Source organism: Pseudomonas sp. MYb60 (assembly GCF_002979555.1).
GTDB lineage: Bacteria > Pseudomonadota > Gammaproteobacteria > Pseudomonadales > Pseudomonadaceae > Aquipseudomonas.
This window is the reverse complement of record NZ_PCOZ01000014.1, coordinates 1-20,430: the sequence shown is the minus strand read 5'-3', so window position 1 is coordinate 20,430 and position 20,430 is coordinate 1. Positions and strand designations below refer to the sequence as shown.

The window sequence follows — 20,430 nt, the reverse complement described above, 5'->3', positions numbered from 1 at the left end:
CAGTTCAAAGGTGGAGGGGGCTTGCCCCCTTCCACCTTTAAATCTCAGTTGGCTTCGGGTCTCCATACTGCCTGGTTGACGTCGATGGCCTTGGGCAGCAAGCGGTTCTGGTAGAACAAATCCGCGGTAGCCTGTTGGGCCTGGATGATCGTGTCGTCAATCGGCAAAATCGGCGAAGGCGGGCGGTTGTCCATGTAGCGCGCGATCACATCGGCCGGCAGGCCCATGAAGGCGGTCAGCACTTTCAGGCTGTCTTCGCGCTGGCTGCGGGTCAGCGCTTCAGCCGCACTGAGCTCATCCAGCACATCATGCACAAACACCCCGTTGGCTTTTGCATAGTCGCGGCGCGCGGTGTACACCGGGCCGGACAAGCCCAGGCCCTCGCCGTTGGCCAGCACATGGCTCGGGCTCTGGCTCAACGCCAGGGACGAGTAGGGTTCCCAGATCGCCCAGGCATCCACGCTGCCCTGCTCGAATGCCGCGCGAGCATCGGCCGGCGGCAGGTACACCGGTTGGATATCCTTGTAGCTCAAGCCTGCCTTGTTCAGGGCGCGCAGGATCAGGTTGTGGGAGCTGGAGCCTTTCTGGAACGCGACTTTCTTGCCCTTCAGGTCTGCCACCGAATGCAGCGGGCTGTCGTTGCGCACCAGGATCGTTTCGGCGCTGGGCTTGGGCGGCTCGGCGCCGACGTAGACCAGGTCCGCACCCGCCGCCTGGGCGAACAAGGGGGGGATATCACCGGTGGAACCCACGTCCAGTGCACCCACGTTAAGGGCTTCGAGCATCTGCGGGCCGGCGGGGAATTCGATCCACTTCACCTCGGTCTGCGCAAAACGTTTCTCCAGCAGGCCGTGTTCCTTGGCCAGCACCAGGGCGATGGAGCCTTTCTGGTAGCCGATGCGCAGGCTGGCGGGGTCGGCGGCGAGGGCGGTCTGGGTCACGGCCAGCAGGGCCAGGAACAGGGCGGGAATCTTCATGCGTTGTCCTTTTTGAAGCGGTTTTCGGGGCGCGCCAGACCGAGGTTTTCTCGCAGCGTCGTGCCGGTGTATTCGGTGCGGAACAGGCCGCGTCGTTGCAGCTCGGGCACCACCCATTCAGCGAAGTCTTCCAGCCCGCCGGGCAGGTGCGGCACCAGGATGTTGAAGCCATCGGCGGCTCCGTTTTCGAACCAGCGTTGCAGTTCATCGGCCACCTGCACCGGCGTGCCGATCAGGTTGTAATGCCCACGGCCACCGGCAATTCGCCGCCCCAGTTGGGCCAGCGTCAGGTTCTCGCGCAAGGCCAGGTCGCTGAGCAATTGTTGGCGGCTGCGTTGCCCGCTGTCGGTCAACGGCAGCTCCGGCAGCGGGCCGTCCAGCGGATAGCCGGACAAGTCGAAATTACCCAGCATGCGCCCCAGCAAGGCCACACCGACGTGCGGCTCGACCAGATCCTGGAACGCCTCGAATTTGGCTTGCGCCTCGGCGTCGGTGGTCCCGACCACCACAAACACGCCGGGCATGATCTTCAGCGCATCGGCGTCACGGCCGTACTGCCCGAGACGGCCCTTGAGGTCGGCATAAAACGCCTGGGCATTTTCCAGCGAGGTCTGCGCGGTAAACACCACCTCGGCGGTTTGCGCGGCCAAGTCACGCCCGGTTTCCGACGAACCCGCCTGCACGATCACCGGCTGGCCCTGGGGCGAGCGCGCGACGTTGAGCGGGCCCTTGACGCGAAAGTGCTCGCCCACATGCTCCAGCACGTGCAGCTTGGCCGGGTCGTAGTAATTGCCGCTGGCCTTGTCGCGCACAAAAGCATCGTCTTCCCAGCTGTCCCACAGGCCGGTGACCACCTGATGAAATTCGCGGGCGCGGCTGTAGCGCTCGGCATGGCCCAGGTGTTCGTCGCGGCCGAAGTTGTGCGCTTCGGCGGCGGCGTCCGAGGTCACCAGGTTCCAGCCCGCACGCCCGCCGGACAGGTGATCCAGCGAGGCGAATTTTCGCGCCACGTGGTAAGGCTCGTTGTAGGTGGTGGTCGCCGTGGCGATCAGGCCGATATGGTCCGTCACGGCACTCAGCGCCGAGAGCAAGGTGAGCGGCTCGAAGTGATCCGAACGCGCCATGTGGCTGGCAACTTCAACCGTGGGGGCGGCAATGCTGTCGGCCACGAACAAGGCATCAAACCGGGCTGCTTCGGCGACCCGCGCCACGTGCTTGTACTGGGCGAAATCCAGCCCGGCGTTCGCCGGCACATCCGGATGGCGCCAGGCGGCCACGTGGTGCCCGGTGGCCATGAGAAAGGCGCCGAGTGAGAGTTGACGGCTCATGCTAGAAATCCTTGCGCAATTGCACGCCGAAGTAACGCTCATCGTCACGGGGCACGGCGCGGTAGATGTAGTTGCCGCCGCTCGCCAGCATCGGCGAGTAGGACTTGTCGGCGAGGTTCTTGGCCAGCAGCGCTACACGCCAGCCGTTGGTGTAGTCGGCGAGGGCGACGCTGGCGTTCCAGATGCCGTAGGCGCCTTGCTTGGTATCGAAGTTCTGGCTGATGTCGTACTGAACTTCGCTCTGCCAGCTGTAATCGGTGCCCAGTTCGATATCCAGGCCGTTGTCCAGCGGGATGCTGTAGTCGGCGCGCACGTAGCTTTTCCAGTCAGGGCTGTAGGGTAACGGCTTGCCATTGACGTTGCACGTCGCGGCCGCGCCCGCCGGGCAGGCGAATTCGTCGATGCGCGCACGCGTATAGGCCAGCGCGCCGGAAAGCTTGAGTTGCGGAGTAGCCTGCAAGGCGTAATCCAGCTCGACACCTTCGGTGCTGACGCTGCCGGCGTTGATCAACCGAGTCACCACCTGGCCGGCGACGCTGTCAAAGAAGTTGGCCTGGTAGTTGTCGTAGTCGCTGTGGAACACCGCGAGGTTGGTGGTCAGGCGGTTGTTCCAGGCGCTGGCCTTGATCCCTGCCTCCCAGGTGTTGGAGGTTTCCGGCTTGAGCGCGTCGGTGTCACGCGGCTGCATGTTGAAGAACACGTTGTAGGCTGGGCCTTTGTAGCCGCGCGAGTAGGTGAGGTAGCTGGTGACGCTGTCGCTGATGTCGTACTGCACGCCCAGGCGGCCGGACCAGCCGTCTTCATCCACCGAACCGGAACTGGAGGTGGCCGGCTGGATCCCGCTGACCGTGGTGGCCGAGGTGGAGACGCGGCGGTGATCGTATTTCAGTTCGTCATGGGTATAGCGCAGGCCGGCGATGCCGCGAAAGCGCGAGGTGAAGTTCAGCGTGGTTTCGCCGAACACTGCGTAGGTGTCGTTGGTGGTGTTGTAGTCGGCGATGCCACGGTCGGTACGCGTGGTGGTGGTCAGCGTGCGCTGGTAGGTTTCTTCATCCTTGCCGTGCATGTAGAAGAGGCCGCCGACGTACTCCAGGAATTCACCCTTGGGCGAGGCCAGGCGCAGTTCCTGGGAGTATTGGTTGAACGCCAGCTGGCCCTTGTCGGCGGTGCCGGGGAATGCGGCGGTCACGGTGCCGAGACGGTCGCCGTCCTGGTACTGAGTGTTGTCCCAGCCGCGCCAGGCGGTGATCGACGTGAGGGTGTAGTCGCCTAGGTTCCAGTCCAACTGGGCCGACACGCCCTTGTTGGTGTCTTCCACATGGTCGCGGGTATCGGTGTTGATGTCGCGGTTGTCGCTGGAGGCGCGCGCCGGGTTCAGGGCGTTGGCGAACGCGGGCGTCAGCGACTTGCTGACCACGCCGTTCGGCGCGTCGTCGTGGGACTGCATGTAGTCAGCGATCAGCGTCAGCTTCAGGTCATCGTTGGGGGTGAATTCCAGCTTGCCGCGAATGCCTTTGTGGTTGTAGCCATTGACCTCCTGACCGTTGTGCTGGTTGTCGACGTTGCCGTCATAGCTGCCAAACAAGGTGCTGACCGAACCCTTGAGCACATCCGGCACCAGGCTGCCACCGATGCCGAAGCGGGTGCGGCTTTCGTTGCCGCTGTAGTAGGACTGGTCGATATAGCCGTGGGTCTCGGCGGTGGGCGCCTTGCTGGTGATGTTCAGCACGCCGGCCGAGGCGTTCTTGCCAAACAGTGTGCCCTGTGGGCCGCGCAGCACTTCGATGCGCTCCAGGTCGAGCAGGTCGAGGGTGGCCTGGCCCGGGCGGGCGTAGACCACGCCGTCGATCACCGTGGCCACCGTCGGCTCCACGCCGGGGGAGGTGGAGATGGTGCCCACGCCACGCACGAACAGCGAGGTGTCCTTGTTCGAGGCGCCGGTGCGGAAGTTCAGCGACGGCACCTGCTGGGCGATGCTCGCCACGCCGTTGCGATTGTCGCGTTCCAGTTGTTCGCCATCGAGCACCGAAACGGCCACCGGGACTTTCTGCAGCGATTCTTCGCGGCGCGTGGCGGTCACAGTCACGGATTTGAGCGTCGGCTCCTGTTCATCCGCCGCGAAGGCGCCCGGCATCGGGAGCGCGGTGAGGCCGGCGAGAAACAGCAGATGGGTATGGCGTGGAAAGTTGTGCATGGTGTGCCCGCTCGAAAAAAGTGCCCTGAACCGCTGCTGTTCTGCGACACGCAGCGCCTGTAAGTTCGTCTCTGGCATTCGCTCGAGCGAGTAGCAGACAAAGCGCTTTGTTAGCGCTAACATCGGCATTATTGGTGGGTCTGGTTTAGAACGTCAAATACTGAAAAATTAGTCCTATATTCCTTTTTGTTTCTAGCAGGATCTCTCCTTGAGCGAAGACAAACCGCGCAAACGCCGTGGCGCCGGGCGCGTCACCCTCAATACCGTGGCGCGCCAGGCCGGGGTATCGGCGATCACCGTGTCGCGCTACTTCAACCAGCCGGAGCAGGTCTCGCCCGAACGCCGCGAGCGCATTGCCGCCGTGGTGGCCGAGCTGGGTTACGTGCCCAACCTCGTTGCTGGCGGGCTGGCGTCGGCGCGCGGGCGCATTGTGGCAATGGTGATCCCGAACATCTCCGGGCCGATCTTCGCCAACACCATTCAGGGCTTCAGCGATACCCTCAGCCGTCACGGTTATCAGCTGTTGCTGGCGTCGAGTTATTTCAGTGCCGAGCAGGAAGAAAACGCGGTACGCGCCTTCCTCGGCTGGTCGCCGGCGGCCTTGGTGCTGACCAGCCGCTTTCACAGCGCGGCCACCGAAAAGATGATTGCCGACGCCGATATCCCGGTGGTTGAAACCTGGGACTACGTGCCCGAGCGCGCGCCGTTGCAGATTGGCTTTTCCCACTACGAGGTCGGCGTCATGGCGGCGCGTTACCTGCACGGCCAGGGTTATCGTCGCGTCGCGTTTGTGCAGAACAGTGCCGCCGGCGACTTCAGTGCAATGGAGCGGGGCGAGGGTTTCGCCGCCACCCTGACTGAACTGGGCGTGCAACCTTGGCGCTTTGCCCCGGAGGCCGGGCTCGCACCGTTCGAAGCCGGCAAGCAGGCCATGCAGGCGCTGATGAGCCACGCCACGCCGCCCGATGCGATCTTCTTTGCCAACGACAACCTGGCCGCCGGCGGCTTGCTGGCCGGGCAGCGCGCGGGGCTGAAAATCCCGGGTGATTGCGCGGTACTGGGGTTTGGTGACTACCCTTTTGCCGAAATGCTGCTGCCGAGCCTCAGCACCATCAAGCCACCCGCACTGGAGATCGGTGTACTGGCGGCGACCCGTGTGCTGGAAAGCCTTGGCGTGCTGGCGGTGGAGGATGACGTCCAACGGTTGAACCTGTTGGACTGCCGCCTGATCGAACGGGAAAGCTCAAGGATTTGACCATGACCGACGCCCCCCCCAAGACCCGCCGCGCGCCCAAGGGCGAAAAACGCCGCGAAGAGCTGCTCGATGCCGCGTTGCAGGTGTTTTCCCTCGAAGGTTACGGCGGTGCGTCCATGGCCCAGGTGGCGGCGATTGTCGGCATCTCCGTGGCCGGTTTGCTGCATCACTTTCCCAGTAAGATCTCGCTGCTGATGGGGGTATTGCAGCGCCGAGACGAGGTCAACCAGCGGATTGCCGATGAGGTGCGCGCGGAAAAATCCTTGTCCGGCTTGCTCGGCAGCCTGCGGGCGATCAACCGGTCGAATGCCACGGCACCGGGAGTGGTGCGGGCGTTCAGCATCTTGAATGCCGAGAGCCTGGTGGAGACCCACCCGGCATGGAGCTGGTTCCAGGTGCGCTATGCGGCGATTCACCAGCGCATGCAGGGGCAATTTGCGGAGTTGGTGGCAGCGGGAGAGGTGCGCGAGAACGTGGACATCGCCGGGCTGGTGGAAGAGATTCTGGCGATGATGGATGGCCTGCAGATCCAGTGGCTGCGGTTTCCCGAGCGGGTGGATTTGGTTGCGCGCTTCGACACCTATATTGCGCGGGTCGAGGCTGCCATCAGACCTTGAGGCGACGATTCGACTTGTCCCCGATTGGTTTGCGTTGGGCGCTAGAGCTTTTTGGTCCGAGTGCACATCCGTTATTTACGTGAGGGCTGCTATTGGTTTCGCCCTTACGGCGAGTCACTTTTGGAAAAGAGCCCCAAAAGTAACCAAAAGGGCTCTTGCCCCACCACTCGGTGCCTCGCCTAGGCTCGGCATGCCCTCACTCCGGCTTGAATCCGTGGGCCGCCGCCACGCGCCATCCATGGCGCGGGGCGGCTAACCCGGCGTCCTGCCGGGTTGCCCACGGATTCAAGCCTGCGTTCGGCCAGCGTGGTTGACGGGGCGCCTAAGATCAAAAGCCAAATCAAAAGCCAGAGCCAGAGCCGGAGAAACCCACTTTGTATCTGATACATGGAGATCAAAACTGTGGGAGGGGGCTTGCCCCCGATGGCGGTGGGTCAGCCCATGAATACGTTGACTGACACACCGCCATCGCAAGCAAGTCCGCCCACAGACCAGCACTATTACTTACCGGTCAGTTACCGGCAGCACTGCCCTGAGCACTGTCATCACTCAGGTCATAGCCATCACCCGCGCTGGTGCCGCTGTCGCCCTCATTCTGATGCAGCACTCCACCGGTCTTCACCTGCGGCAACTCGCGCAGTGTCGAGTTCAACGCCGAGCGGGGCAGGGGGTTGCTGGTGGTGGTCGACAGTTCCTGGCGGAACGGGTTGACCAGCTTGGCGTTCAGGCGAATGTCCTGCGACGAGGCGCCCACCGACAGGTTGAAGCTGTCGGCATCCACCACCCAGTGCTTGCCCTTGACGTCGTAGTAGGCCAGTGAGCGGTCATTGAGCTCGATGGTCACGCGCTTGCTCTCGCCAGGCTTGAGGAACACTTTCTTGTAGCCTTTGAGTTCCTTGAGCGCCCGCTCGACTTTCGGGTTGGTCTGGCCCACGTACAACTCGGCGACTTCGGCGCCCGCGACCTTGCCGGTGTTGGCCAGGTCGAACGACACCTTGATCGGCGCACCCGCCACCGCGACGCCAGGGGTCACGCTGATGTTGCTGTAGCCGAAGGTGGTGTACGACAAGCCGTACCCGAACGGGTACAGCGGCTTGATGCCTTTCTTCTCGTAACCGCGATAGCCCAGGAACAGGTCGTCCTTGTAGCTCATCGTGTCCAGGGTTTCCTGGTTGTCGAACGTGGGGAACGTCGCGTAGATCGGGTTGTCTTCGATGTTGCGCTCGATGCTGATCGGCAACTTGGCGGACGGGTTGACCTTGCCCAGCAGGATCTCCGCCAACGCCTGGCCGCCGTTTTGCCCAGGGTAGAACGCATGCAGCGCCGCCGGCACCTGGTCAATCCAGTCGCTCATCTTCAAGCCGGTGCCGCCGTGCAGGGTCACCACGGTATTCGGGTTGATCTTGGCGATGCTCTGGATCAACTGGCCCTGGAACTCCGGCAGGTCGAAGCTGTGGTCAAAGCCCTCGCCCTCGTATTCATTGCTGTTGCCGGCTGCCACCAGCACCGCGTCGTACTGCGCCAGATCCTTCGGCGCCACCAGCGAGGCCCAGCTCATCTGCACGCCCACCAGACCGCCCATGGTCGAGAGGTAGCCGTTGCGGCGCGAGTATTCGAGCGTGATGTCCACCGGTTTACCGGCCTCCAGCTTGACCTTGGCGAACACCGGAATGGTCGGCGGAATGCTGTTGTTGGGCAGCGGGTTGCCGTCGCCGTTGTCGAGGATTTTCTTGCCGTCGACGTACAGGCGCACCGCACCGTCGGCGCGGACCTTGAACACCTGCTCACCGCTGACCGTCGGCGTGACCTGGCCGCTGTAGCGGATCGAGGTGGCGGCGGTGTCGCCGTTCACCGGCAGGCTGTCGGTGGACCAGTCCAGGTCGACATGGGTGTCGGTACGGCTGGCGGCGGCATCGCCGGACCAATTGGCGTTGCTGAAGAACTCGGTCTTCAGGCCCTTGGCGCGGTTGCCGGCGCTGTCGGTGTGGGTCCAGGCCGAGGTGCTCGGGTCCAGCGACAGGCCGTCGATAAACTCGACCTTGGCACCCGGTGCCAATTGCTGCAGGCCGCTCAGTTCGCTGATGTAGTTGGCCGCCATCACGTTGGCACTGCCGAAACCGGTCGGCGGCGCGTACTTGGCCAGGTTGCCGACCACGGCGATGCGCTTGGCTTTCTTGGCGTCCAGCGGCAGCAGGTTGTTGTGGTTTTTCAGCAGCACGATGCCTTCGCGTGCGGCATTCAAGGCCACGCGGTTGCTGGTGGCGCTGTTCATGTTGTGGTTGGTCAGCGGGGCCTTGCTGTCGAATTTGTACAGGTAGACCTGCTTGAGGATGCGCCGCACCTTGTCGTCAAGGGTGGCGCTGCTCAGTTCGCCACTGTCGAGGAAGGGCTTGAGCACCGAGCTGTTCATCTGGTAGCCCATCATGTCCAGGTCGGTGCCGGCCTGGGCGGCGGGCAGGCCATGGACCACGGCGTTGTAGTCGCTCTGCACAAAGCCCGGGTAGCCCCATTCGGTCTTGAGGATGTCGTGGATCAGGTGCGAATGCTCGCAGGCGAATTCGCCGTTCACCTTCTGGAAGGCGCACATCATCATCGCCACCTTGCTGTTCTTCGACGCTGACTCGAACGGCGGCAGGGTCATCTCGCGCAGCACGCGCTCACTGATGATTTCGTCGAGGTGGAAGCGGTTGCTTTCCTGGTCGTTGGCCGCGTAGTGCTTGGCGTTGGCCCACACCCCACGGGACTGGATGCCGTTGATCAACGCCGGGCCCAGGCTGGCACCGAGGAAGGGGTCTTCACCCGACAGGTACTCGAACGCTCGCCCGCTGTAGGGCATGCGGTACAGATTCACCCCTGGACCTGTGACGAACTGATAACCGCCGCTGGCGGTGTCGTAGCCCAGAGCGCGACCGATGTCGATGGCCCGGCGCGGGTTCCAACTGGCCGCCACGTTCGGGCCGGACGGGTACACCACGCCCTGGTCGTTGCCTTCGCTGGTGTAGCGCACGCCCACGCCGCCGTCGGCACCGTGGATTTGTGGCACGCCGTACTGGCTCAGCGGCTTCACATCCCAGCCCCCGATGCCGCCGATATAAGCGAGCTTCTCTTCCACGGTCATCTTCGCCAGGGTCTTGTCCGCCGCCTTTTCCGCACGGCTGACCCTGCCTTCATCGAGGGCCGGGCTGGTCGCTGCGTGCGCCTGGGACACGGCCAGTGCCAGCAGGGCAAAAGCCGAATGCGCGGCGATGATCTTGCGTTTACTCATGGGTCTCTCCAACAACTGTTCAATAAACATGGCGCACCAACACGTGCGCGTTCGTCACTTTTCTTCAGGCAATAGTTGGCCTTGATCGCAATTTTTAACCGATGGCTAATTGCAATTACTTGGCGAATTTCGCTGTTTTATAAGTGTAGAAAATGTATTGCTTGTTGTTATAAGTGATGTCTGTGCGATATCACGCGATGGCAATATGATTCGCAAAAACCGAATAATTAAGGCAATTCTTGCGCTTATAAGTCAAACAAAAGCTAATTTTTGCGGAAAATAAGAAATATTTCCTTACTGTTTTGAACTAAGGCTAAACCTACCAGTCGATTGGTTTAACCGAATTCATGCCGGCATGGCTAACTAATGGCTTTGCTCGGTAGTTGTAAAAGGCCATGTTTTATACACGCTGTCATACACATCGCTTTGGTGTAGGGTCTTGGCCCCATCCAAGGCGCCACTTGAGCTGTCCGCTGTTTTTTTGATCTGGAGAAAGTTGATGAAGATTTCATTGTTGAGTGCCGGTGTGGTCCTGGGCGTTGCACTGAGTGGTGCGGCCATGGCGGTCGAGTCCACCGATGCCGATGCGAAATCCGGTGCTGCCGATTCCACGGTGATCAAGCAAGCGCATGACGCCAAGGCAGTCAAAAAGCAAAAGGCCGAAACCACCAAGGGCGGCCGGCCGCTGAAAGAGAGCAAGGCCTCCAACTGATCTGCTGTGGGAGGGGGCAAGCCCCCACCCACACTCGTTCGCTCCCGCAGGTTTTTATTCGTCCCTCAGATTTGTACCTATGTCCCCGCCCCTCGACGCCTGCCAGATGCACATCCCCGACACCGAGCAGGTGTGCGCCTGGCTGATGCAGCACGCCGGCTTGAAAACCGTCGACCTGGATCGCGCCCGGCGCCTGTCCCAGGAGTCCGACGACACCGAATTGCTCGGCCTGCTGACGCGCCTGGGACTGGTCTCCGAAGTCGAACTGGCCAAGGCCTGGGCCGACTTGCTCGGTGCGCCGCTGCTGCTGGCCGATACCGCGCCGCCGCTGCTGGATCCGCTGCCCAACCTGACCGAACGCTTCATGCGTCACTACCAAGTGGTGCCGGTGGGGTGGCGCGACGGCGGCTTGCGGGTGCTGGCGGCCAACCCCGCGCAGGTCTATCCGTTCCAGGCCATGGCCTATGCCTGCGGCGTGCCCGTGTGGCTGGCGATCGGCCCGCGCAACGAAGTCGATACGCTGATCGAGCGCTATTACGGCCAGGGCCGTTCCGCCATGGGCACCCTGATCGAAAACCTCGACGAGCAGGGCGGTGCGCTGGAAGACATCGAACACCTCAAGGACATGGCGTCTGAAGCGCCGGTGATTCGCTTGGTCAACCTCATTTTGCAGCGCGCCGTGGAACACCGTGCCTCGGACATTCACATCGAACCGTTCGAAAGCCAGCTCAAGGTGCGCTACCGCATCGACGGCGTGCTGCACGAAGCCGAAGCACCACCGTCCAGCTCCTCGGCGGCGGTGATCTCGCGGGTAAAGATCATGGCGCGCCTGGACATTGCCGAGCGCCGCCTGCCCCAGGATGGGCGCATCATGCTGCGCATCCAGGGCAAGGAGCTGGACTTGCGGGTGTCCACGGTGCCCACCAGTTTCGGCGAGTCGGTGGTGATGCGTTTGCTCGATCGCCAGACCGTGAGCTTCGACTTTCAGAGCCTGGGTTTCGACGGCCAGCGCCTGGCAACCTTTCTTGAAGTGCTGGAGCGTCCCCACGGCATCCTGCTGGTCACCGGCCCCACCGGATCGGGCAAGACCACCACGCTGTACACCGCGCTGTCGCGGCTCAACACCGCTGAGCGCAAAATCATCACCGTCGAAGACCCGGTGGAATACCAGCTCGAAGGCATCAACCAGATCCAGGTCAAGCCCGCCATCGGCCTGGACTTTGCCGGCGCCCTGCGCTCCATCGTGCGCCAGGACCCGGACGTGATCATGATCGGCGAGATCCGCGATTTGGAAACCTGCCGCATCGCGATCCAGTCATCGCTGACCGGTCACTTGGTGCTGTCGACGTTGCACACCAACAGCGCCTCCGCAAGCATCACGCGGCTGCTGGACATGGGCGTGGAAAGCTACCTGATCGCCTCGACGGTCAACGGCATCCTCGCTCAGCGCCTGGTGCGCCGCCTGGATCCAGCCACTCGCGAAGCCTTCGAAGCACCGCCCGAACTGATTGCCGAACACGGTCTGGACCGCTTCACCGATGAGCGTCCGATCAAACTCTACCGCCCCCGCGCCGACGCCCCCGGCGGCGGTTATCACGGCCGCAGTGCAATCACCGAATTGCTGGTGATGAACGACGAACTGCGCGGCCTGTTGATGCGCCAGGCCGACGCCGCGACGCTTGAACAGGCCGCTCGCCGTGGTGGCCTGCGCACCCTGCATGAAGAAGGCTTGCGCCAGGCCGTGGCGGGCGTGACGTCGCTGGAAGAAGTGCTGCGCGTCACCCGGGGCGAAGGCACATGAGCCTGTTCAAATACCGCGCACTCGACAGCCAGGGCGTTACGCAAAACGGCACCCTGGAAGCCAAGGACCAGGCCGCCGCCGTGGCCACCTTGCACAAGCGCGGGCTGCTGCTGTTGCAGATCGACGCCGCTGGCAGCCAGGGCCTGCGCAACGCCTTGGGCCGAGGCCAATTGAACGGCGCCGCACTGGTGAGTTTTACCCAGCAACTGGCAACCTTGCTGGGCGCCGGCCAACCGCTGGAGCGCTCCCTGGGCATCCTGCTCAAGCAACCGGGCCAGCCGCAGACCCGCGCACTCATCGAGCGCATCCGTGAACACGTCAAGGCCGGCAAACCCTTATCCAAAGCCCTGGAAGAAGAGGGCAGCCAGTTCTCGCCGCTGTACCTGAGCATGGTGCGCGCGGGTGAGGCGGGCGGTGCGCTGGAAAACACCCTGCGCCAGCTCAGCGGTTACCTTGAACGCAGCCAATTGTTGAGGGGCGAAGTGATCAACGCGCTGATCTATCCGGCCTTTTTGGTGGTGGGCGTGCTGGGCTCCCTGGCCTTGTTGCTGGCGTATGTGGTGCCGCAATTCGTACCCATTTTCAAAGACCTCGGCGTGCCGATTCCGCTAATCACCGAAGTGATCCTAGGGCTTGGCCAGTTCCTCGGCGCCTACGGGCTGGCGGTACTGGCCGGCTTGATCGTGACGATCTGGACGCTGGCTGCGCGCCTGCGCAATTCGCAACGCCGCGAACGCTACGACCGCCGCGTGCTGGGCATTCGCATCATCGGCCCGCTGTTGCAGCGGGTCGAAGCGGCGCGACTGGCGCGCACCCTTGGCACCCTGCTCAGCAACGGCGTGGCACTGCTGCAAGCGTTGGTGATCGCCCGTCAGGTCTGCACCAACCGTGCCCTGCAAGCCCAGGTCGCCCAGGCCGCCGAGTCGGTCAAGGGCGGCGGCACCCTGGCCAGTGCCTTTGGCGCCCAGCCGCTGCTGCCGGACCTGGCCCTGCAAATGATTGAAGTCGGCGAACAGGCGGGCGAACTCGACAGCATGCTGCTCAAGGTCGCTGACGTGTTCGATGTGGAAGCCAAGCGCGGTATCGACCGCCTGCTCGCCGCCCTAGTGCCGTCACTGACCGTGGTCATGGCGGTGCTGGTGGCGGTGATCATGCTCGCGATCATGCTGCCGCTGATGAGCCTGACCAGCACTATATGAACCCTCAAGGAAGCAACCCCATGCGCTCAAGACCCGCCCGCCGCCAAGGCGGTTTCACCCTGTTGGAAATGCTCGCCGTGATCGTGCTGCTGGGCATCGTCGCCACCATCGTGGTGCGCCAGGTCGGCGGCAACGTCGACAAAGGCAAGTACGGCGCAGGCAAGGCGCAGTTGGCCAGCCTGGGCATGAAGATCGAAAGCTACGGGCTGGACGTCGGCTCGCCTCCCAAAACCCTGCAGCAACTGGTGGACAAGCCCGCCAACGCAGCCGGCTGGGCCGGCCCCTATGCCAAGCCGTCAGATCTGAAAGACCCGTTTGGGCATGCTTTCGGCTATCGCTTCCCCGGTGAGCACGGCGCGTTCGACCTGATTTTCTACGGCCAGGACGGCCAGCCCGGTGGCGAAGGCTACAGCGCCGACCTGGGCAACTGGGAATAACCCGCGACCATGCCTGACGCCCAACGTGGTTTTACCCTGCTGGAGATGCTGGTGGTGATCGTCTTGATCAGCATCGCCGCCGGGTTGGTGGGGTTTGGCCTGCAACAAGGGCTCAAGGCCGCCAAGCAGCGCCAGGCGGTGGGGGACATCGTCGCCGCCTTGCGCAGCACACGGGCGCGAGCGATTGTCAGCGGCCAGACGGCCAGCACCGTGTTCGACCTGCAGGCCTTGAGCTTCCAGGCGCCGGGTCGTCCTGCCAAACACTGGCCCGCCGACCTGCAAGTGACGTTGCACACCGCCGAACAGGCCGGTTCGGCGGTGGAGTTCTACGCCGACGGCAGTTCCACCGGCGGCAACTTGCTGCTGGCCGATGGCACGCGGCGTTGGCGCATCGACATCGGCTGGCTGACCGGCAGCGTGCAATCCAAGGCCCTGCCATGAAGCCTCAGGCCGGGTTCACCCTGTTGGAAATGCTCGCCGCCCTGATGCTCATGGCGATCTGCAGCACGGTGCTGTTGGTCGCCTTCGGCCAGAGCGCACGCTCATTGGTGCAGGTCAACCACAGTGACCGCCTGACCCACGCGGCCCTCAGTGTGTTGGACCAGGAAGCGGCGGGGCCGTTGGCCAGCGGCGTGCGCCAGGGCCGCGTGGAAAGCATCCAGTGGCAATTGACCATTGCCCGGCAACCGACCCGCCCCGGCCAGCCTCGCCTGTTTCGCCTGGACCTGACGGTACGCGAAGGGTCGCACCAGGCGCAATTCAGCACGCTCAAATTGCGCGCGGCCAACGACAGGGCGGCACTGTGAAGCCGCGTCAACAGGGCTTCACCTTGCTCGAAATCATGATCGTGCTCAGCTTGCTTGGCGTATTGCTGATCCTGGTCGGCGGTGCGTTGCTGGGGGCCAATCGCGCGGTGCTCAAGGCCCAGCACTACACCACCAGTCTTGATGAAATGCGCGCCGCCCAGCAGTTTTTGCGCACGTCCATCAGCGAGGCACTGCCGTTGGACGTGACTGAGGACGACAGCCAGACCCCCGGTTTTTTTGTCGGGGCCGCGCAGCGCCTGCAATTTGTCGCCACTTTGCCCGGCGTGCTCGGCGGTGGGATTCAGCGCTTCACCCTGCAGATGATCGGCAGCGACTTGCAAGTGGCGTTCGCGCAGTTCGAATCCAGCGCACAGGTCAGCGTGCCGGCCTCGCGCAGTGAGCCCCAGGTATTGCTAAGGAACGTCGAAGACCTGCACTTCAGCTATCGCGGCGTGTCGCCCAAGGGGCAATCCACCGGCTGGATCAATGAGTGGCCCTGGACCAAGCGCCTGCCCGCTGCGGTGCGCATCGATGCAAGGGTCAGCGGTCCGGTACCCTGGGTCAGCCAGGTCGTTGCGTTGCGCCTGAACCTGTCCGGCGGAGCGACGGATCAATGAAGCATCAGCGCGGCGTGGCCTTGTTGCTGGTGTTGTGGGTGCTGGCACTGCTCAGCCTGCTGCTCGGTGGCCTGGCCGCCTGGGTGCAGTTGGAAACGCGCCAGGCCGCCTGGCATCGCCAGCACACCCAGGCGTCGCTGGCGGCAGAGGCGGGCGTGGCGTTGACCATGCAGGCGCTGGCCGATCCGCTGCGGCGCAAACAGTGGGTCGCCGATGGGCGCGCCATGCCCTTGGTGTTTGACGACGCCCGCTTGCAGGTGAGCCTGCGCAGTGAGCGCGGCAAGTTGTACCTCAACAGCGCAGAACCGGCTGATTTCGCCCGTGTGGCCCTGGCCTGCGGTGCCACCCAAGCCCAGGCCGCGCGCCTGGGCAAAGACCTTGAAAACCGCCGCAACCAGGGCATGGCGCCGTTCCGCGTGGTTGAAGAGTTGCGGCAATTACCCGGCATGACCCAGGCGTTGTACCGCCGCCTGGTGCCGCAGATCACCTTATGGAGCGGCCTGGATCGGCCCGATGCGGCATTCGCCACCGCGCTGATGCGCAAGGCCCTGAACCTGCCACGTCAGAGCGCAGTGGGCGCCGATCCCGGCGAAGTGCTGGTGATCAGCAGCCGCGCCGAGCGCCCCGGCGGTTATCACGCACAGGTGCACGTCACCGTTTTACTCAGCCCGGCACAGGAGAGCGCGCAACCTTATCGGGTGCTGCGTTGGCAAGAATGAATCGATCGTTATCCAAACCCCTGGCGCAGCTTGAGCAGTGGTTCGAACCGCTCGCACAACGGTGGCGGGGCAGCCTGCTGCAACAAGGCTGGCACCTGTGGCTCAAGGAACTGCACGGCTGTCTGCCGGCGTGGTTGCGCCGGCAGGAGTTGCCCGAGCGTCGCTATCACTGGCCGTTGACCGCGCCACTCGATCCCGTGCCCGACAACCTACGCCAGGTGTTGGTGCTTGCGCCGTCGGCGGTGCTGGTGCAAAGCCTGCAGTTGCCCCTCGCGGCCACGCGCAACCTGACAACGGTGGTCGGCTATGAGCTTGACCGTTTTACCCCGTTCGATGCCGACCAGCTGTATTTCGTCGCGCGTCAGGAGCGGCGCACGCCCACACACCTCAAGGTGACGTTGGTGGCGATCCTGCGCGAGCGCCTCGACCAGATCCTGCACGACTGCGCTGTCCTGGGCCTGCGCCCCCACCAGGTGGATGTGCAGGGCGTGGGCGTCGACCTGCTGCCCGCGCCGTTGCGCCCTCGCCAGCGCACCGCCGGCAAGGGCTTGCAACGCAGCTTGCCGTGGCTGTGTGGAGCACTGTTGATGGCCGCGATGCTGTTGTGGCTCAACGACCGTCAGCGGGTGCTGGATGTGATGCACGCCCGCGTCCAGCAACAAAAGGCCGAGGTCGCCCACGTGCAGCGCCTGCGCCAGCAACTGCTCAACACCCGGGGCGCGGCGCAGTACCTGATCCGGCGCAAATCCGCCCAACCGCCGCTGGCGGCCTTGCTCAATGAACTGACCACCTGCCTGCCCGCTGACACCTGGATCGATCAACTGGAAATCACCGACGGCGCCAGCGTCTCGTTCTCCGGGCAAAGCGCCAAGGCCAGTGCCCTGATCACCCGTATCAAGGCCTGTCACAGCCTGGAAGACGCCCAGTTCGAAGGGGTTATCCAACCCGATGCGCAAACCGGCAAGGATCAGTTTTCCTTGCGCGCCCACCTGCACCAGGAGGCCAATGATGCGCCGACCCCTGACACCCCGTGAACGTCGCGGCGCCGCGCTGTTATTGCTGGGCTTGGTACTGGGGGCGGCGTATTGGCTGTTGATCGACAGCTGGTTCGCCGGCCCCCTGCGCAGCATGGGCGAGCAGGCCGAGCAGCTGCGTGAACAGCAGCAGCGCTATGCCGGCCTGTTGCAGCAGGGCGCGGCATTGCGCGAGCAACTTGAACAGGCCCGGCAGGACCCGGCCAGCAGCACCAGCCTGTTGCCCGGCGATGATCCGAGTGCGGTGGCGGCTGACCTGATGCAACGCGTTGCCGACCTGATCAACAGCCAGGCCAGCGTCGGTGGCGGTTGCAAGCTGACCCAGCGCATGCCCATCACCCCCGAGCAGGACGACAGCGAGCCGTACCGCCAGGTCAAGGTCAGCCTGACCCTGGACTGCGCCATCGAGCCGCTGACCGCGATCCTGCATGCGCTGGAGTACCAGCGGCCGTTCCTGTTCGTGGATGAGATGAGTATCCGCCGCCGACCTGATGCGCCCGCCAACGGGGGCGCCGGGAAACTGGTGGTGCACCTGTTGGTGCGCGGCTACCTGCAACCGGCCGGCGCCAGGCAGGTGAACCGATGATTCCGGTATTGCGTCCCCTCGAATGGGGCTTGCTCGGGTTGTCAGGCGGGTTGGGCCTGCTGATGGCGGTGATCCTCAGCAGCCTCGGCGATGCGCCGCAATGGCTGCCCGCGCCTCAACCATCCAGCGCCAGCACCGCCTCGGCCAAGGTGCTCAGTGCCCCGGATGCCAGCCTCGACAGCCTCGCCGGTACCTGGCAGGCACCGTTGTTCAGCCCCGACCGCAGCCCCGACCGCAGCCCGGATCGCGCAGTCGGCCAGACGCAGGTATCGAGCTTGTCGAGCCTGGTGCTGACCGGCATCGTCCTCGACGGCGACCTGCGTGTCGCACTGCTCAAACCGGCGGATGGACCCGCATTGAAAGTCCATCAGGGCCAGACGCTGCCCAACGGCTGGCACCTGGAGCAACTGACACCCCGCGAAGCGCGCTTCGCCCTCGACGGCCGCACTCAAATCCTGAGCCTCAAAGCCCTGCGTTTACCGCCGCCGTCGACCACCCCCCCGATTACCCTTCCTCACGAGCCCACCCCTTGATCGATACTGTCCCCGGCGCCTTGCGCACCACCGTGTTTTGCCTGGCCACCACCGTTGCCCTTGGCGGCTGCGGCTCACTGCCCGACCACCTCGACGCGGACGACGCACTCATGCACGAGGCCATGCAAGGCACCGGCTCACAGCGCCCGCCCGTGGAGCCCGTCAACGAACCGACGTCCCAGCCCGAAGCCAAGGCCCCGCCGCAGCGCCAACTGATTCGTGGCAACCAGCAATTCGTGCGCCCGCCCGCAGCGGCGGCCGCCGGGGAGCAGGCCGGTGGCGATATCGTGTTCAACTTTGCCGACCAGCCCATCGAAGCGGTGATCAACAGCGTGATGGGCGACCTGCTGCATGAGAACTACAGCATCGCCCAGGGGGTGAAAGGCAACGTCAGCTTCTCCACGTCCAAGCCGGTGAACAAGCAACAGGCGTTGTCGATTCTCGAGACCCTGTTGTCCTGGACCGACAACGCCATGATCAGGCAGGGCAACCGCTACGTGATCCTGCCGGCCAACCAGGCGGTGGCGGGCAAACTGGTGCCGCAGATGCGCGTGGCGCAGCCGTCCAATGGTCTGTCGGCGCGGCTGTTCCCGCTGCGCTACATCTCGGCCACCGAGATGCAGAAACTGCTCAAGCCCTTCGCTCGGGAAAACGCCTTCCTGCTGGTGGACCCGGCGCGCAACGTACTGAGCCTGGCCGGCACCCCGGAAGAACTGGCCAACTACCAGGACACCATCGACACCTTTGACGTGGATTGGCTCAAAGGCATGTCGGTAGGCGTGTTCGGCCTGCAACGCGCTTCGGTGGCCGAATTGATGCCCGAGCTGCAAAAAATGTTCGGCCCCGACAGCGGCATGCCGTTGGCGGGCATGGTGCGTTTCCTGCCCATCGAGCGGACTAACTCGGTGGTGGCGATCTCGTCGCAGCCGCAGTACCTCAGTGAAGTCGGCGACTGGATTCACACCATCGACGAAGGCGGCGGCAACGAGCCGCAGATGTATGTCTATGACGTGCGCAACATGAAGGCTACCGACCTGGCCAAGTACCTGCGGCAGATCTACGGTACCGGCGCCATCAAGGACGACGCCCCGGCCAAGGTCGCCCCAGGCCTGCGCACTGCCACCCTGTCCTCGCCAGGCACCAACAGCACCTCCGGCAGCACGCCGGGGGGCTTGAGTGACAACCTCAACAGCAATGCACCTGCCGCCGAGGATGAAGAACCGGACAGCGAGGCCAGCCAGGACAGCGAAAACCTCGATCAAGGCACCGCGACCAAAAGCCTCGATGCCGGTACCCGCATCACCGCGCAGAAAAGCAGTAACCAGTTGCTGGTACGCACCCGCCCGGTGCAATGGAAGGAGATCGAGTCGGCGATCAAACGCCTCGACAATCCGCCGCTGCAAGTGCAGATCGAGACACGCATCCTCGAGGTCAAACTCAGCGGTGAACTGGACCTTGGCGTGCAGTGGTACCTCGGGCGTTTGGCGGGTAATTCCGCCAGCACCACCGTGGCCAATACGGCCGGCAGCCAGGGCGCCCTGGGCGGTGGCGGGGCAGGGCTGGGGGCGGCGGATTCGTTGTTTTATTCGTTCGTCAGCTCGAACTTGCAGGTGGCCCTGCACGCGTTGGAAACCAATGGGCGTACCCAAGTGCTGTCGGCGCCGTCGCTGGTGGTGATGAACAACCAGCCGGCGCAGATCCAGGTGGGCGACAACATCCCCATCAGCCAGACCACGGTCAACACCGGCACTTCGGACACCACGCTGAGCAGCGTGGAATATGTGCAGACCGGTGTGATCCTCGACGTGGTGCCACGGATCAATCCGGGGGGGCTGGTGTACATGGATATTCAGCAGCAGGTCAGTGACGCCGAGGCGCAGACGGGTAATAGCGAGACGCAGAACAACCCGCGTATTTCCACGCGGTCGGTGTCGACGCAAGTGGCGGTGCAGAGTGGGCAGACGGTGTTGCTGGGGGGGTTGATCAAACAGGACAACGCTGAATCCGTCAGTGCGGTGCCGTACCTGGGCAAAATTCCCGGTTTGCGGTGGTTGTTTGGCAATACCAGCAAGTCCAAGGACCGCACTGAATTGATCGTGCTGATTACGCCGAGGGTGATTACCAGTGGGAGTCAGGCGCGGCAGGTGACGGATGATTATCGGCAGCAGATGCAACTTTTGCGGCCAGCTGACTGAAGGAACACGCTCAAAGCGTGGGAGGGGGCTTGCCCCCGATGGCTATTTTTTTGTGTGCATATCCATTGCTGCGGTAACGGCGGCTTAGGGTTCCGCTCTTACAGCGGGTCACTTTTGGAAAGGCCCAAAAGTAACCAAAAGGCCTTCGCCCCAAC

18 protein-coding genes are annotated in these 20,430 nt (G+C 63.6%); 14 read left to right on the top strand and 4 right to left on the bottom strand.

Annotated features, from left to right (window positions below; translation table 11 throughout):
• Positions 1 to 44 precede the first annotated feature (44 nt).
• From CQ041_RS20365 to CQ041_RS20355, 3 genes are read right to left on the bottom strand one after another with little or no spacing between them, the layout of a single operon-like run.
• The gene (locus tag CQ041_RS20365) at positions 45 to 977 is read right to left on the bottom strand and encodes a sulfonate ABC transporter substrate-binding protein (RefSeq protein ID WP_105524061.1); all 933 of its coding nucleotides are present in this window, start codon (positions 975 to 977) and stop codon (positions 45 to 47) included.
• A complete protein-coding gene (locus CQ041_RS20360; RefSeq protein WP_105524060.1) occupies positions 974 to 2,305 on the bottom strand; it encodes an LLM class flavin-dependent oxidoreductase in 1,332 nt (443 codons plus the stop codon). The genes CQ041_RS20365 and CQ041_RS20360 overlap by 4 nt, the downstream gene beginning before the upstream one ends.
• 1 nt (position 2,306) lies before the next feature.
• Positions 2,307 to 4,499: a TonB-dependent receptor gene (locus CQ041_RS20355; RefSeq protein WP_105524059.1), complete on the bottom strand. Its 2,193-nt coding sequence runs from the start codon at positions 4,497 to 4,499 to the stop codon at positions 2,307 to 2,309.
• A 208-nt stretch (positions 4,500 to 4,707) separates the two neighbouring features.
• Here CQ041_RS20355 and CQ041_RS20350 point away from each other — a divergent pair, with 208 nt between their 5' ends.
• Both CQ041_RS20350 and CQ041_RS20345 read left to right on the top strand, forming a co-directional pair.
• Positions 4,708 to 5,754, top strand: coding sequence for a LacI family DNA-binding transcriptional regulator (locus CQ041_RS20350; protein ID WP_105524058.1), 1,047 nt, complete (start codon positions 4,708 to 4,710; stop codon positions 5,752 to 5,754).
• Between the two features lie 2 nt (positions 5,755 to 5,756).
• Positions 5,757 to 6,371: a TetR/AcrR family transcriptional regulator gene (locus tag CQ041_RS20345; protein WP_105524057.1), complete on the top strand. Its 615-nt coding sequence runs from the start codon at positions 5,757 to 5,759 to the stop codon at positions 6,369 to 6,371.
• 511 nt (positions 6,372 to 6,882) lie between these two features.
• Here CQ041_RS20345 and CQ041_RS20335 read toward each other — a convergent pair.
• Positions 6,883 to 9,636, bottom strand: coding sequence for a glycoside hydrolase family 3 protein (locus tag CQ041_RS20335; protein WP_105524056.1), 2,754 nt, complete (start codon positions 9,634 to 9,636; stop codon positions 6,883 to 6,885).
• A gap of 499 nt (positions 9,637 to 10,135) precedes the next feature.
• Here CQ041_RS20335 and CQ041_RS20330 point away from each other — a divergent pair, with 499 nt between their 5' ends.
• From CQ041_RS20330 to gspD, 12 genes are all read left to right on the top strand, one after another.
• Positions 10,136 to 10,348 (top strand): hypothetical protein, encoded by a 213-nt coding sequence (locus tag CQ041_RS20330; protein ID WP_105524055.1) that lies wholly within the window; start codon positions 10,136 to 10,138, stop codon positions 10,346 to 10,348.
• A 106-nt stretch (positions 10,349 to 10,454) separates the two neighbouring features.
• A complete protein-coding gene (gene gspE / locus CQ041_RS20325) occupies positions 10,455 to 12,149 on the top strand; it encodes a type II secretion system ATPase GspE (RefSeq protein ID WP_163001909.1) in 1,695 nt (564 codons plus the stop codon).
• Positions 12,146 to 13,348, top strand: a complete 1,203-nt coding sequence (gene gspF / locus CQ041_RS20320; RefSeq protein WP_105524053.1) for a type II secretion system inner membrane protein GspF — start codon at positions 12,146 to 12,148, stop codon at positions 13,346 to 13,348. The genes gspE and gspF overlap by 4 nt, the downstream gene beginning before the upstream one ends.
• A gap of 20 nt (positions 13,349 to 13,368) precedes the next feature.
• The gene (gene gspG / locus CQ041_RS20315) at positions 13,369 to 13,785 is read left to right on the top strand and encodes a type II secretion system major pseudopilin GspG (protein ID WP_105524052.1); all 417 of its coding nucleotides are present in this window, start codon (positions 13,369 to 13,371) and stop codon (positions 13,783 to 13,785) included.
• Between the two features lie 9 nt (positions 13,786 to 13,794).
• Positions 13,795 to 14,226: a type II secretion system protein gene (locus tag CQ041_RS20310; protein WP_105524051.1), complete on the top strand. Its 432-nt coding sequence runs from the start codon at positions 13,795 to 13,797 to the stop codon at positions 14,224 to 14,226.
• Positions 14,223 to 14,591, top strand: coding sequence for a prepilin-type N-terminal cleavage/methylation domain-containing protein (locus CQ041_RS20305; protein WP_105524050.1), 369 nt, complete (start codon positions 14,223 to 14,225; stop codon positions 14,589 to 14,591). Before CQ041_RS20310 ends, CQ041_RS20305 begins: the two co-directional genes overlap by 4 nt.
• Positions 14,588 to 15,208: a prepilin-type N-terminal cleavage/methylation domain-containing protein gene (locus CQ041_RS20300; RefSeq protein ID WP_105524049.1), complete on the top strand. Its 621-nt coding sequence runs from the start codon at positions 14,588 to 14,590 to the stop codon at positions 15,206 to 15,208. The genes CQ041_RS20305 and CQ041_RS20300 overlap by 4 nt, the downstream gene beginning before the upstream one ends.
• Positions 15,205 to 15,927, top strand: coding sequence for a type II secretion system protein GspK (locus CQ041_RS20295; RefSeq protein WP_105524048.1), 723 nt, complete (start codon positions 15,205 to 15,207; stop codon positions 15,925 to 15,927). The genes CQ041_RS20300 and CQ041_RS20295 overlap by 4 nt, the downstream gene beginning before the upstream one ends.
• Complete coding sequence (locus tag CQ041_RS20290; protein ID WP_105524047.1) at positions 15,924 to 16,961, top strand: PilN domain-containing protein; 1,038 nt, start codon at positions 15,924 to 15,926, stop codon at positions 16,959 to 16,961. Before CQ041_RS20295 ends, CQ041_RS20290 begins: the two co-directional genes overlap by 4 nt.
• Positions 16,936 to 17,547 carry a type II secretion system protein GspM gene (gene gspM, locus CQ041_RS20285; RefSeq protein ID WP_105524046.1) on the top strand — a complete coding sequence of 204 codons (612 nt, stop codon included), beginning with the start codon at positions 16,936 to 16,938 and terminating at the stop codon, positions 17,545 to 17,547. Before CQ041_RS20290 ends, gspM begins: the two co-directional genes overlap by 26 nt.
• Positions 17,544 to 18,080, top strand: a complete 537-nt coding sequence (locus CQ041_RS20280) for a DNA utilization family protein (protein WP_105524045.1) — start codon at positions 17,544 to 17,546, stop codon at positions 18,078 to 18,080. Before gspM ends, CQ041_RS20280 begins: the two co-directional genes overlap by 4 nt.
• Complete coding sequence (gspD, locus tag CQ041_RS20275; RefSeq protein WP_105649054.1) at positions 18,077 to 20,275, top strand: type II secretion system secretin GspD; 2,199 nt, start codon at positions 18,077 to 18,079, stop codon at positions 20,273 to 20,275. The genes CQ041_RS20280 and gspD overlap by 4 nt, the downstream gene beginning before the upstream one ends.
• The last annotated feature ends 155 nt before the right edge of the window (positions 20,276 to 20,430 follow it).

Coding starts and splice junctions, on each gene's coding strand:
- CQ041_RS20365 (WP_105524061.1), bottom strand. CDS start 977: ATGAAGATTCCCGCCCTGTTCCTGGCCCTGCTGGCCGTGACCCAGACC.
- CQ041_RS20360 (WP_105524060.1), bottom strand. CDS start 2,305: ATGAGCCGTCAACTCTCACTCGGCGCCTTTCTCATGGCCACCGGGCAC.
- CQ041_RS20355 (WP_105524059.1), bottom strand. CDS start 4,499: ATGCACAACTTTCCACGCCATACCCATCTGCTGTTTCTCGCCGGCCTC.
- CQ041_RS20345 (WP_105524057.1), top strand. CDS start 5,757: ATGACCGACGCCCCCCCCAAGACCCGCCGCGCGCCCAAGGGCGAAAAA.
- CQ041_RS20335 (WP_105524056.1), bottom strand. CDS start 9,636: ATGAGTAAACGCAAGATCATCGCCGCGCATTCGGCTTTTGCCCTGCTG.
- CQ041_RS20330 (WP_105524055.1), top strand. CDS start 10,136: ATGAAGATTTCATTGTTGAGTGCCGGTGTGGTCCTGGGCGTTGCACTG.
- gspE (WP_163001909.1), top strand. CDS start 10,455: ATGCACATCCCCGACACCGAGCAGGTGTGCGCCTGGCTGATGCAGCAC.
- gspF (WP_105524053.1), top strand. CDS start 12,146: ATGAGCCTGTTCAAATACCGCGCACTCGACAGCCAGGGCGTTACGCAA.
- gspG (WP_105524052.1), top strand. CDS start 13,369: ATGCGCTCAAGACCCGCCCGCCGCCAAGGCGGTTTCACCCTGTTGGAA.
- CQ041_RS20310 (WP_105524051.1), top strand. CDS start 13,795: ATGCCTGACGCCCAACGTGGTTTTACCCTGCTGGAGATGCTGGTGGTG.
- CQ041_RS20305 (WP_105524050.1), top strand. CDS start 14,223: ATGAAGCCTCAGGCCGGGTTCACCCTGTTGGAAATGCTCGCCGCCCTG.
- CQ041_RS20295 (WP_105524048.1), top strand. CDS start 15,205: ATGAAGCATCAGCGCGGCGTGGCCTTGTTGCTGGTGTTGTGGGTGCTG.
- CQ041_RS20290 (WP_105524047.1), top strand. CDS start 15,924: ATGAATCGATCGTTATCCAAACCCCTGGCGCAGCTTGAGCAGTGGTTC.
- gspM (WP_105524046.1), top strand. CDS start 16,936: ATGCGCCGACCCCTGACACCCCGTGAACGTCGCGGCGCCGCGCTGTTA.
- CQ041_RS20280 (WP_105524045.1), top strand. CDS start 17,544: ATGATTCCGGTATTGCGTCCCCTCGAATGGGGCTTGCTCGGGTTGTCA.